The 12522-nt window shown below is 54.4% G+C and carries 9 protein-coding genes; 7 read left to right on the top strand and 2 right to left on the bottom strand.

The features are described 5' to 3' along the window. Window positions 1-223 precede the first annotated feature (223 nt). From ACO6TI_RS30645 to ACO6TI_RS30615, 7 genes are all read left to right on the top strand, one after another. Complete coding sequence (locus ACO6TI_RS30645; protein ID WP_422384006.1) at window positions 224-3016, top strand: bifunctional aconitate hydratase 2/2-methylisocitrate dehydratase; 2793 nt, start codon at window positions 224-226, stop codon at window positions 3014-3016. Between the two features lie 307 nt (window positions 3017-3323). After that, complete coding sequence (locus tag ACO6TI_RS30640; protein WP_055113077.1) at window positions 3324-4079, top strand: GntR family transcriptional regulator; 756 nt, start codon at window positions 3324-3326, stop codon at window positions 4077-4079. 70 nt (window positions 4080-4149) lie between these two features. Continuing rightward, window positions 4150-4821 (top strand): N-acetylmannosamine-6-phosphate 2-epimerase, encoded by a 672-nt coding sequence (locus ACO6TI_RS30635; RefSeq protein WP_196879692.1) that lies wholly within the window; start codon window positions 4150-4152, stop codon window positions 4819-4821. Further along, window positions 4818-5720 (top strand): ROK family protein, encoded by a 903-nt coding sequence (locus ACO6TI_RS30630; RefSeq protein ID WP_422384005.1) that lies wholly within the window; start codon window positions 4818-4820, stop codon window positions 5718-5720. Before ACO6TI_RS30635 ends, ACO6TI_RS30630 begins: the two co-directional genes overlap by 4 nt. A 1-nt stretch (window position 5721) precedes the next feature. Then, the gene (locus tag ACO6TI_RS30625; protein ID WP_055113071.1) at window positions 5722-7047 is read left to right on the top strand and encodes an extracellular solute-binding protein; all 1326 of its coding nucleotides are present in this window, start codon (window positions 5722-5724) and stop codon (window positions 7045-7047) included. Between the two features lie 57 nt (window positions 7048-7104). Beyond that, window positions 7105-7965 carry a carbohydrate ABC transporter permease gene (locus ACO6TI_RS30620; protein ID WP_055113068.1) on the top strand — a complete coding sequence of 287 codons (861 nt, stop codon included), beginning with the start codon at window positions 7105-7107 and terminating at the stop codon, window positions 7963-7965. After that, window positions 7962-8795, top strand: coding sequence for a carbohydrate ABC transporter permease (locus tag ACO6TI_RS30615; RefSeq protein ID WP_029061246.1), 834 nt, complete (start codon window positions 7962-7964; stop codon window positions 8793-8795). Before ACO6TI_RS30620 ends, ACO6TI_RS30615 begins: the two co-directional genes overlap by 4 nt. 156 nt (window positions 8796-8951) lie before the next feature. Here the strand turns inward: ACO6TI_RS30615 and ACO6TI_RS30610 are convergent, their stop codons facing one another. Together ACO6TI_RS30610 and ACO6TI_RS30605 are read right to left on the bottom strand one after the other, a co-directional pair. Further along, entirely contained in the window at window positions 8952-11012 is a 2061-nt protein-coding gene (locus tag ACO6TI_RS30610; protein WP_422384004.1) for a HAMP domain-containing methyl-accepting chemotaxis protein, read from the bottom strand. A 423-nt stretch (window positions 11013-11435) separates the two neighbouring features. Beyond that, window positions 11436-12521: an ABC transporter ATP-binding protein gene (locus ACO6TI_RS30605; RefSeq protein ID WP_108874880.1), complete on the bottom strand. Its 1086-nt coding sequence runs from the start codon at window positions 12519-12521 to the stop codon at window positions 11436-11438. Window position 12522: the final 1 nt, after the last annotated feature.

The following is a 12522-nucleotide window of genomic DNA, read 5'->3' as shown; positions in this document are numbered from 1 at the left end:
TGGTTTGGATTGGGTTCTTTTCCAGTGTGCGGGGTGGAGTGTTCAGCGCGGGCCGCGCGTGTTGACCCCGATTGGAACCTGCACGGGATGGCGACACCAAAAAAATATTGCATACCATTGTATACTGAAATATGAGTGCCCCAAGCAAGCTTGTTCCGGCGCGCCAGAAAATTCAGCGAACCGGTGTTCAAGCTCCCACTACCATCAACGCGCCGGGATAATCATGAGTTTGTATGCCGACTATCTGAATGAGATCGATACCCGAAAGACCGAGGGTTTGAATCCCAAGCCTATTGAAGACGGCGCGCTGGTAAAAGAGATCGTATCGCAAATCAAGGATCTCGGTAACGAACACAGGGAAGACTCCCTTAAGTTCTTTATTTACAATACATTACCTGGAACAACGAGTGCCGCGGGCGAGAAGGCCAAGTTCTTGAAAGAGATCGTTCTCGGCAGTTCGGTCGTGGAAGAAATTCCGCCACGCTTTGCCTTTGAACTGCTGTCTCACATGAAAGGCGGTCCCTCGGTCGAGGTGCTTCTCGATCTGGCTCTTGGCGACAATCCCTCAATCGCAAGAGACGCAGCTGAGGTCCTCAAGACCCAGGTCTTTTTGTATGAGGTGGATACCGATCGGCTGAAGGCGGCCTATTCGGACGGGAACGAAATCGCCAGGGACATTCTTGAAAGTTACGCAAAAGCCGAATTTTTCACCAATCTTCCCGATATCGATGAAGAGATAAAGGTTGTGACCTACATCGCCGCAGAAGGCGATATTTCCACTGATTTGCTGTCTCCAGGAAACCAGGCGCACTCCCGTTCAGACCGGGAACTACATGGCAAGTGTCTGATCTCGCCCGAAGCGCAGGCCGAAATCCGCGCGTTGCAGGAACAACATCCCGACAAGGTTGTGATGCTGATCGCCGAGAAGGGCACAATGGGTGTCGGCTCGTCGCGGATGTCCGGGGTCAACAATGTTGCCTTGTGGACCGGCAAGCAGGCCAGCCCCTATGTGCCATTTGTGAATTTTGCTCCGATTGTTGCCGGAACCAACGGGATTTCACCCATCTTTCTCACCACTGTAGGTGTGACCGGGGGCATCGGGATTGACCTGAAGAACTGGGTCAAGAAACTGGACGAGGACGGCAATCCGATCCTGAACAATGATGGCAATCCCGTTCTTGAGCAGAAATACTCCGTCGAAACGGGAACCGTTCTGACCATCAACACAAAGGACAAGAAACTCTACAACGAAGCGGGTGACGAAGAGCTTGTTGAAGTGTCTTCCTCCTTTACGCCGCAGAAACTCGAGTTCATCAAGGCCGGGGGCTCCTATGCGATTGTCTTCGGCAAGAAGCTGCAGAGTGTTGCCTGTGAAACGCTCGGGATCGAACTGAAGTCCGCTTTTGCACCTTCAAAGGAAATTTCTCATGAAGGGCAGGGCCTCACCGCGGTTGAAAAGATCTTCAACAAAAACGCGGTCGGAGTGAAGGAAGGTACCGTTCTGCACGCCGGGTCAGATGTCCGGGTGAAGGTGAATATTGTCGGATCGCAGGACACGACCGGTCTGATGACCTCGCAGGAACTCGAAGCGATGGCGGCCACCGTCCTGTCTCCGACGGTTGACGGTGCCTACCAGTCCGGCTGTCACACCGCATCGGTCTGGGATCTGAAGGCGCAGGCCAACACTCCCAAACTCATGTCGTTCATGCACAGGTTCGGTCTGATCACCGCGCGCGATCCGAAGGGCGTCTACCATTCCATGACAGATGTCATTCACAAGGTTCTGAATGACATCACGGTCGACGACTGGGCCATCATCATCGGCGGCGATTCGCACACACGGATGTCCAAAGGTGTTGCATTCGGAGCCGACTCGGGAACCGTTGCGCTCGCTCTGGCGACAGGGGAGGCGACAATGCCGGTTCCTGAGTCCGTGAAAGTGACCTTCAAGGGCAGCATGGCAGACCATATGGATTTCCGCGACGTGGTCCATGCAACACAGGCGCAGATGCTGAAGCAGTTCGGCGACAACGTCTTCCAGGGCCGGATTATCGAAGTCCACATTGGAACTCTGCTCGCAGATCAGGCGTTTACCTTCACGGACTGGACGGCAGAAATGAAGGCCAAGGCGTCCATCTGCATTTCAGAGCCCGAGGTGCTTATCGAGTCACTCGAGATCGCCAAGAGCCGCATCCAGATCATGATCGACAAGGGCATGGACAACGACAACCAGATGCTACAAGGGTTGATCGACATCGCCGACAAGCGGATTACGGAAATCAGGTCCGGGGACAAACCGGCGCTGGCTCCTGACACCAATGCCAGGTATTTCGCCGAAGTCGTTGTCGACCTGGATCAGATCGATGAACCGATGATCGCCGACCCTGACGTCAACAACGCGGATGTTTCCAAGCGGTACACACACGACACGATCAGGCCGATTTCCTACTACAGGGCGGAAAAGAAGGTCGACCTGGGCTTCGTCGGGTCCTGCATGGTTCACAAGGGCGACGTGAAAATCGTCGCGCAAATGCTCCGCAATCTGGAAAGCAGCCATGGCAGCGTCGAATTCAAGGCGCCGTTGGTCGTGGCAGCACCAACTTACAACATCATCGATGAGCTGAAGGACGAGGGCGATTGGGCCGTTCTGCAGAAATATTCCGGCTTCGAATTCGATGATTCGTCGCCCAAACACGTTGCCCGGACTGAATATGAGAACGTTCTTTATCTTGAACGCCCGGGATGCAACCTGTGCATGGGCAATCAGGAAAAGGCAGCAAAAGGCGACACCGTTCTGGCGACTTCTACACGCCTGTTCAAGGGACGTGTCGTTGAAGATGCAAGCGACAAGAAGGGCGAATCCCTGCTGGCCTCAACGCCGGTCGTTGTCCTGTCGGCCATTCTTGGCAGAACACCGACGGTTGAAGAGTACAAGACTGCCGTTGAGGGGATCGATCTGACCAAGTTCGCTCCGCCGCTGCAAAAACCGGCAGCTACCCGATCGGCTCACTTTTAAGGGTCACGAATCCCGGATCAGCCGGGCCGTCAGTGTGTTGTCTGTCCTTGCGACAATTGCAGGCAGTTCGACACACTGACGGCCCGACGACGTTCTGGAGCTCAGGTGCGGAACTCCTTTCAACCGGGAAAAAGAAGGGCATGGAGACACGCCACGTCAACAGCCATGTGTTCACATTAGACAATCCTGACTGGCCGGGCAGCAATAGCCGGTTGAAGGATCCTGAAAGGTCGTACATGACAACCGCGAATTGCCGCTGAAAACGATCGGTGCTAATTAGCTTCGGCCAAAGTGGAATTACCAGGTCATGAACACACACAACGATCAAGTCATTGACTTCATCAGATCGCAATTCGCATCGAGTTCAGCTTCGACATCGAAATACGAAGGTCTTTGCAATGCAATAAAAATTGCGATTGAGGAGGATATCCTGCTGCCCGGATCAACCCTTCCGGGAGAGCGGAAACTGGCTGACCTGCTCGATATCTCCCGCATCACCGTTCGCAATGCCATCGATGAACTGGTTAGCGACGGGCAACTGGTGCGTCGCCACGGCGCAAGGACCAGTGTCTCCGAAAAGGTAAGGAAACAGATTTCAAATCTGGTTGGGTTTTCCGAAGACATTCGATCCCGCGGCATGACCCCTGGCGCCAGACTTTTGAGCGCGGAAAGTGTTGAGGCCAATGAGGCGGAACGCACAAGGCTCAAGCTGGGCCCCGGGGACCGGGTCATTCGCCTGCACCGGGTCAGGCTGGCAAATGACCGTCCCATCGCGCTCGAGCGAGCCGCCATTCCCCATTCGGTCGTCAAATCCCCAGATGCCATCGGTCCGTCCCTTTACGCGACGCTGGATGCGCTTGGAATGTCTCCTCAGCGCGGGTTTCAGAAAATAACCGCCAAGATTATGGACGAAGAGGAAGCAGAATTGCTGGAAACAAAGGTCGGCGCCCCGGCTCTTGTCATCGAGCGTTGCTGTGAAACTGCGTCCGGTATTCCCATTGAATACACGCTAACCTGTTACAACGCCGAGGCTTTTGACTTCTCAAACGAGCTTCAGCGTTAGAACAGGTTATGACCAGTTGACAACTGGACCTTAACTGGTATTATTTCCTTCCGGCTTTGGGGGGTGATTTGTGCTGGAAAACCTGAAGAACAATCTGATCGTTTCCTGCCAGCCTGTCGTCGGCGGACCCATGGATTCACCAGCGATCATCGCAGCCATGGCGAAAGCCTCGGTGGCTGGAGGAGCTGCCGGCGTGAGGGTGGAGGGCGTTGCAAATGTCGCGGCCGCCAGAGCAGCTGTTGCGTGCCCGATCATTGGTATTGTCAAGGTGGCTCTTGAAACCAGCGCGGTTAAAATCACTCCTTTCGCACAGAATGTCGTCGATCTGATCTCTGCTGGAGCGGATATAGTTGCGGTCGATGCAACCGATCGCGATCGCCCGGAAACCATTGGTTCTGCAATCGAGATTACCAAGCAGCACGGTGGCCTGTTCATGGCCGACTGCTCGAACCTAAAAGACGGGGTCAATGCGCAAAGACTTGGTGCGGATATCCTGGGCACGACCATGTCCGGCTACACCGAACGCACAACGCCTGAAGAGCCGGACCTGGAGCTCGTAGGAGAGTTTTCCAGGCTTGGCACCTTTGTCATCGCCGAGGGCCGCTACAACACACCTGACCTTGCAGCAAGGGCCATCCGCTCCGGAGCCGACGCCGTGGTGGTCGGCTCGGCGATCACGCGGCTGGAAGTGGTGACGAGATGGTTTCGCGATGCGGTGGATGAAGCAGGTGTGAAACGATGACGGTCTCGCCTCAATCGCAGGAGCCGACCGTACTGGCCGCCGATATCGGCGGTACCAAGACACTTGTCGCGCTGGTTCGGGGCAGGGACATAATCGCTTCAAGGAAAATTCCGACGGAACGCTCGTCCACTCCCGATGTCTGGGTCGCATCTGTTCTGGAGATTGCGCAGGAATGGTCAGGCGCTTACAGGGCAGCTGCGATCACTGTTACCGGACAGGTTCACGCCGGACTCTGGAAAGGTGTCAATCACGATACGCTTCGCGTGAGTGAATTTGACCTGGCAGCAGCGATTTCGAAATTCGGCGTGCCATTCGAAATTCTCAACGACGCCCAGGCAGCAGCCTGGGGCGAACACATCTACGGCTCCGTACCCGGGTCGGACCTTGTCTACCTGACGGTGTCGACCGGACTGGGCGGGGGCATTGTCGCCGGTGGAAAATTGCTGCAAGGTCATCGCGGACTGGCCGGTCATTTCGGGCTTTTTTCTCAAGATCTGCTTTCCGGCGACAATAATCCTCAACCCTTTGAAAATGCCGCGACCGGGCCCTGGATCGCCCGTGCGGGCAGCGAGGCATCCAAAAATCCGCAAACCGCCAAATCGGTCTTCGAACAGGCACGCACGGGTGAGGAATGGGCTCGCCGGATTGTCGAAATGTCCGCAAGCCGGGTTGCGAGCCTTTGCAGGGACATCTCGTTTGCCATCGATCCGCCGATAATCGTCATCGGCGGCGGTGTCGGATTGGCCGATGGATATGTCGACAGCGTCAGGCGGCACTTTGCCGAACAAATGCCTGGCCAGAAACCAGAAATCCTAATTTCCGAATTGCAGGAGCATGCCGGGATTGTGGGTGTCGCCGCATTCGCGGCGCAAACTCATCTGAAAAATGGAGGTGAATAAGATGAGAACGGTCAGGAAACTGTTTTACGGCGGCGCCGCATCCGCCCTTTTGTTGGCAACTTCGATCGCGCAGGCCGATGTTACCGTACTTGGATGGCCAGGCGGGCCGGAGGAAACCGCCTTGCGTGCCGCAACAGAAATATACAACGCGCGCGCCGAAGTTGCCGAAGATGACAAAGTGAAGCTGATATTCTTCAGTCGTGACGGTTTTTTCGACAAGTTGCAGGCAGACCTTGCTGCTGGAACCGACGCATTCGACGCCAATCTCCTCGCAACATATTCGATTGGTCGCTACGCGCCTTACATGACCCCTGTTTCCCTGTCGGAAGATGCGGCGGACGTGTTCGGTGAAAGTGTGCTGAAGACCATGCAATTCGATGGCAAGCAGTACGGGGTCCCGACGGATCTTTCCCTGCATTTCCTCTACTACAGAACGGATTTGATTGAGGAACTGCTTGCAGATGAATCTGCGGCCGCGAAGTATGGCGACATCTCGGAGAAACATCTCGGTGTGCGGCTGGAACCCAAGAGCCCTGACGATTGGACCTGGCAGGATTTCGCCGCCAACGCCCTCTACTTTTCCAAAGCGGTCAACCCCGATAGTCCGACCCGCTACGGAACCGTGCTGCAGCTGAAAAACCTGCTTTTCAACATCATGGTCTTCCATTCACTGCCACGTTCTTATGGCGCGGACTGGATGGATGCGGACGGGAACATCACGGTCGACTCGGACGCCTACCGGGAAGCACTGAAGATGTACAAGATTCTTGTGGAAGCAGGCGCAACGCCCAAGGATTCGTTTTCCTATGAATATGCGGAGGCAAATTCGGCGTTCGGATCTGGCCAGGTTGCCGCGATGATTCAATGGAATGCCGCCGCCGCCGATCTGACCGATACGGAAAAAACACCGGTCACAGCCGATGTCACCAAGACAATCGCGCCGCCGACCGGGCCGGACGGCCGCTTTACCCACGTTCATGGTCTGGGTCTTGGAGTAAACGCAAACGGCAAGAACCCGGATGGTGCCAAGGCATTTATCGAATGGCTCTCAACTGAAGACGCCGCGAAAGCGTATGCGTTGGCAGGCGGTGCCACAGGCCTGACCTCGGGCGTGGTTTCCGACATTGCGAACGAGCGCCCGGACCTCGTACCGCTTGGTGAATATGCGTCCAACTACGGCTTCGTCATGAACGGCGGCACTTCCGCCAAGGCCCTGTCTGTTTACGAGTTGCAGGCAAAGGAGTTCACTGACTATCTGTCAGGTGGAAAATCGCTGGATGAGGCGCTGTCCGCAACCAAAGACGGTATGGCAGACCTTCTGAACTGAAGCTTCGTGCAGCCGGTCTTTTTTCAGGGCCGGCTGCAACAAATTCTGGATTGAGACATGACCCGATCGACCGAGAATCGGATCCTGGCGACCCCGTTGGTTCTGTTCCTTCTGGTGATGCTGGGATTTCCGACAATCCTGGATATCATCTACAGTTTTTCCGAGGTTTCCTTCGAGAACCTGCGCTCTCCAACATTCAATGGCGGTCAGAACTATATTTCCATCCTCAATGATCCCGAGTTTTGGTCGGCGTCCTGGTTTTCGATGAAATTCGGTTTGGCAACCGCGTTTGCCGAATGCATCCTGGGCCTTGTTCTTGCCGTGTACCTTGCACCGATCATTCGCAAGAATACCTGGATGATTGCCGTCCTCATCATGCCCATGATGATCGCGCCCGCGATGATGGGGCTGATGTACCGGCTGTTGCTGCATGAGTTTGTAGGTGCCCTGCCGCACTACATGTTCTACTGGCTGGGCGACAGTCCCGCATTCCTGAGCAGGGAAAACGTGTTCACGACGGTCTTCACGATCGAAACGCTGCAATGGACACCATTCGCATTCCTGTTGTTTTTCATGGCCTACGAGGCCATCCCCGGAGAAATGCGGGAGGCTGCCGCCGTTGATGGTGCACGCGGGCTGCGCATGTTCTGGCACATCGAAATGCCCATGATGCTCCCGACGATCGCAGTCGCGTTCTTCGTCCGGTTCATCGACGGCTTCCGTGTTTTCGACAATATCTTCGTCCTGACCGGCGCTGGTGCAGGCGGGGCGACGACATCCCTGTCGATCTACATCTATCTTTCGTTCTTCAGGTCCGGCGAAATTGGCAACGCGATTGCCGCATCCGTGATCCTGTTTTGTGTTTCATTTCTGGCCCTGTTTTTTGCGGGACGGCTGCTTCGCAGGAGCGGTGCATGAGTCAGAAGGTCAAAAATCTGATCCGTTGGCTGGTTTTCATTCTGGTAGCGTTGATCATCAACTTTCCGGTCCTTGCCACTCTGTCCGCATCACTCAAGACAGCGGCTGAAATCAGCCGAAATCCGGGGATTTTCGTGCAGAGTCCCACGCTTGAGAATTATGCTTCGATTTTGGAAGTTTCCGAGCGTCTGAACATCTTTTCCTATCTCCAGAACAGTCTGATAGCGTCGACAATCGCGTCCGTGCTGCCGATTGTTCTCTGTTTTCCGCTTGCATATGCGGTTGCCCGGCGGGGCTATGGCAAGAGTTTGATATTTCCGACCGTCGTAAACCTGCGGGCGATGCCGCTGATCATCTTCGCGATCCCTCTTTACATGATGTACCAAAGCGTTGGATTGCTCGACACACCACTTGGACTTGGCTTGATCCTTGCGGTGGTCAATTTGCCTCTTGCGCTGCTGATCCTTGTCAACGCCATCAACGATGTTCCGTTCGAACTGGATGAAGCGGCGCGGATCGACGGTGCGCGCATCTTCGTCATCCTGCTGAAGATCGTGTTTCCCATCTGCCTTCCGGCCTTGGCGACGGTCTTCATATTCAGCTTCATTACGGCCTGGAACGAGTTTCTTTTCGGTCTGATGCTGACCACGACGGACGCCGTTCCGATGACCGTTGGTGCATCGTTTTTCTTTTCGTCCGGTGGTGGTGGCGTTCAATGGGGTGTTGCAGCAGCCGTTATCATCGTGGCGTCCGTCACGCCCGTGGTCCTCGGGATCCTGATGTACAAGCACATCAGCCGGTCAATGATTGCTGGAGCGGTAAAGGGATAACTTGTGACCTGTCACGATTTATCCCGGCATCGGATCCACGAAGTACCCTTTTCAAGGTGCTTTGCTCAATCCGCAGTGCTTACCCCCGAAAACCCCGTGTCATCCAGTCTTGCATTCATGGAGGCGGGTGTTTCCGGGAGTTTGCGTCATTGCCATTCACGCGGCGCGCAAGGATGCGAGAAACTGCTGAAGCTCGCGTTTCAGAACATCGGATTGACTGTTGAGGTCGTCCACTACCGAAACAACGCGTCCGGCAGCCTCGCTGGATTGTTGCGCAGCGCTGTTAACTTCCAGGATGTTCTCGGAAACATCCTGCGTTCCCGATGCCGTTTGCTGGATGTTTGTCGCAATGTCGCGGGTTGCCGCGTTCTGTTCTCCGACGGAGAATGAGACCGCTTCTGTCATTTCGCTGATTTGAGACATTGCCTGCACAACATTTTCGATTTCGCCAACAGTAACGTTCGTTGATTCCTGCATGGTACCGATCTGCTGCCTGATTTCCTCAGTCGCCTTTGCTGTTTGCGATGCAAGTTCCTTGACCTCGGATGCGACCACGGCAAAGCCTTTCCCGGATTCGCCCGCTCTTGCAGCTTCGATCGTCGCATTCAACGCCAGAAGATTTGTCTGCTCTGCGATCGCGTTGATGAGATCAACCACGTCACCGATCTTTTGTGCGCCATCCGACAGACCTTGCACCGCCTGGTTGGTCGATATCGCACGTTCCTTGCCCTCGGCTGCCAGTCCCTTGGCGTCATCAACCTGACGTGTGATCTCCTGGATGGAATTCGATAATTCCTCCGAGGCGGACGCAACCGTTTGTGCTGTGACGGTAGCCTCTTCAGAAGCGCTTGCGACAGTGGTTGCACGAGACGTGGTTTGTTCAGAAGCTTCCGACATGAATTGCGCGGTGGCTTTCATCTCATCTGCTGCAGATCCCACCTTTTCAACCACACTCATTACGCTGGCTTCAAGATTGTCGGCCATTTCCAACGTTGCGTTTCGCTTTTCTTCCTCGACTCGCAATTCATTCCGGGTCTGCTCTTCGCGCAAACGCTCGGATTCTATTGCATTTTCCTTGAACACCTGAACCGCATCCGCCATTTGTCCTATCTCGTCCCGGCGCCCCCGCGCCGGTATCGTTGCGGACGTATCTCCACTGGCAAGCCGCTCCATGGATGCCGTCATTTCCACGACTGGCCTGGAGATGGCACGACCGGTCAAAAAGGCAAGCAAAACACCGATCACGATGGCCGCACCCGCAACAGCCTCAACCGTGACAACCGCGTTTTGAATATCTTCAGTGGATCGCGGCCCGACGGTATCCTGGGTTTGCTTGTTTGCCAGCTTGATTTGTTCCATTTCGTCAGCAAGCCTGGGCCCGATCTTGTCGAGCGTATTTGCAATGACGCTGTTGCGCGCCTGGATGACTTCCACAACCTTTTTGAATGTCGATTTGTAGCCGCCAGCAAGCTGAACCAGCTCCGTAGCAAGTTGCCTGCGCGTAGGATCTTGCAGTTCCTTGAGCATCTCTGCTGCTGTTTTTTCAAAATCGTCGAGTTCCTGGTTGGACCGGTTCGCACTGGCTTGTTCATTGTCGACAAGAAAGCGATTGGAATAGAGCCTTGCCAGCAATAGATGACGCAGTGAGATACCTGCTGAAAACGCGGCAGATGCGTCACCATCTTCGTAGGCGCTCTTCATGATCCTGGTCAGCGTGCGTTCTGATTCCGGTCCGACAGTGTTCAGTTCGTCTACCAATCCGTTTCTATCTCCAACAAGCTTGGTGACCTGGTCGAAGGACGAGCGGTAAATCGCGATCTGGTCAATCGCAGAGACGATCGTTTCAAGATGCTCGCTGTCCTGAAAGAGGGCTTCTGCTTCCTGGATGATTTTTTCGGTTGCTTCTGCGCGGGTTCTAACAACCTCAGCAGCATCTTCGGAATTCTTGATGATATAGTCTTTGACACCAAGACGCGCAGACAGAAGGTTTGCCTGTATGCGGCCCATCTGGTTGGTCTGGCGTGCAAGCGTCCTGTAGTCTTTAAAGTCCTGATTGGCGCGAGTAAGACCGAAATACGAAGCGGCAGATACAATTGCCAGGAGGACAAGTATTATACTTGACCCCAATGCTATCTTTTTACCAACCTTCAAGTTTGTCAGAAGATTTCTTTTGTTCGAAAGACCTTCACGTGATTTCTGATCTTTTTTAAGGAACATGGAATTTTCCTTTCGACTACCCATCGAACGTGATGCGCAAATCCGGATTCACTGCCCAATTGCGGCAGCAACAACTCGGTACACGTTATGCGAGAGCAACCTAAGGTAGGGTTAACGGGAAAATTGCTTTATTTAGGTGCAAATACTTATTAGTTGGATTTTTTTCAATAATATGGAAAATATACCTGACTATTTTGAAATAAATTTCAAAAATATACGCTAGTTAAAATTGTATGGTAAATGCACTAGCAAATTCTATTTCGTAAAAATGACAATATGTTTTAAATTATTCCTACGTGACGTGGCTATTTCAAGCGTCAATAGGGTCAAAACATACACAGAGGACTGAGCGGGAGCTGGAGACCGTTGGCTATCGGTTCAGTCTTCGCCCGAAAATGTCTTTCCGCGGAACTCAAGATTCGGCTATTCTCTCAAGACCGCCATGCTGTCGCTGTCCCATCCGATCCATACGGGTTCGGAGCCGACCGATTGACCGACATCCGCATCCACAAAGGCGCGCAGCCTTGCGCCTTGCGCTTCCTCGATCATCAGATCGACAGACATGCGGCTCCCGAGAAATGTCTTGCCGACAACAGTTCCCTTCACCGCATTTTTGTGATCGGGGCGGGCCGCATGAAACCCCAACTTCTCCAGTCGAACAGATGCAGTGATGGTGTCACCCACCCGGGGCCGATGGCCCTGTGATTGGCCTTTCAGGGTCTGGCCGAACCAGTCCATCACGATCGCTTCACCGTCCTGACCGCGCATCTCGCAGGTCAACAGGTTTGTTTCGCCAATGAATTCAGCGACAAATCGTGTGGCCGGGTGGAAATACAGTTCTTCAGGTGTGCCGTCCTGTTCGACCCGGCCATGGTTCATAACCACAATTCGGTCGGACATCGTCAAGGCTTCTTCCTGGTCATGGGTCACGAAGAAAAAGGTCTTGTGCGTTCTCCGCTGGATCGCTTTCAGCTCCTGCTGTACCTGACCGCGCAGTTTTGCGTCCAGCGCAGCCAATGGCTCATCCAGCAGCAAGAGCGCGGGATCAGGTGCAAGCGCCCTTGCCAGAGCCACACGCTGTCGCTGTCCTCCGGACAACTGACCCGGATATCGATCGCCATAACCATCCAGTTCCAGGAAGGACATGATCTCGTCCTGCCTCAGGCGAATGTCGGCCTTGCTCATGCCCTTGAGTTCAAGCCCGAAAGAAATGTTCTGGCGCACGGTCATATGAGGAAAGAGCGCATAGTCCTGAAACACCATGTTCACATGCCGCTTTTCCGGCGGCTGCAGTGTCACATCCAAATCGTCCAGGATGACGCGGCCAGCCGTCGGACGCTCGAACCCGCCCAGGATGCGGAGTGTCGTCGACTTGCCGCAACCTGACGGTCCCAGGAAAGTGACGAATTCGCCTCTCGCGATATCCAGCGTGAGGTTGTCCAGCGCAACGGTGTCGCCGAATTTCTTGGTGACACCCTCAATACGAACAAGGGGATTGGAATCGGTCATT

The organism is Roseibium album (genome assembly GCF_965233825.1).
GTDB classification, from domain to species: domain Bacteria; phylum Pseudomonadota; class Alphaproteobacteria; order Rhizobiales; family Stappiaceae; genus Roseibium; species Roseibium album.
Note: the sequence above shows the minus strand (reverse complement) of the source record. Positions and strands in the feature narration are given on the sequence as shown.

What these genes read in the sequence shown, in the direction of transcription:
- ACO6TI_RS30645 (WP_422384006.1), top strand. Translation starts at nt 224, where the DNA reads ATGAGTTTGTATGCCGACTATCTGAATGAGATCGATACCCGAAAGACC.
- ACO6TI_RS30640 (WP_055113077.1), top strand. Translation starts at nt 3,324, where the DNA reads ATGAACACACACAACGATCAAGTCATTGACTTCATCAGATCGCAATTC.
- ACO6TI_RS30630 (WP_422384005.1), top strand. Translation starts at nt 4,818, where the DNA reads ATGACGGTCTCGCCTCAATCGCAGGAGCCGACCGTACTGGCCGCCGAT.
- ACO6TI_RS30625 (WP_055113071.1), top strand. Translation starts at nt 5,722, where the DNA reads ATGAGAACGGTCAGGAAACTGTTTTACGGCGGCGCCGCATCCGCCCTT.
- ACO6TI_RS30620 (WP_055113068.1), top strand. Translation starts at nt 7,105, where the DNA reads ATGACCCGATCGACCGAGAATCGGATCCTGGCGACCCCGTTGGTTCTG.
- ACO6TI_RS30615 (WP_029061246.1), top strand. Translation starts at nt 7,962, where the DNA reads ATGAGTCAGAAGGTCAAAAATCTGATCCGTTGGCTGGTTTTCATTCTG.
- ACO6TI_RS30610 (WP_422384004.1), bottom strand. Translation starts at nt 11,012, where the DNA reads ATGTTCCTTAAAAAAGATCAGAAATCACGTGAAGGTCTTTCGAACAAA.
- ACO6TI_RS30605 (WP_108874880.1), bottom strand. Translation starts at nt 12,521, where the DNA reads ATGACCGATTCCAATCCCCTTGTTCGTATTGAGGGTGTCACCAAGAAA.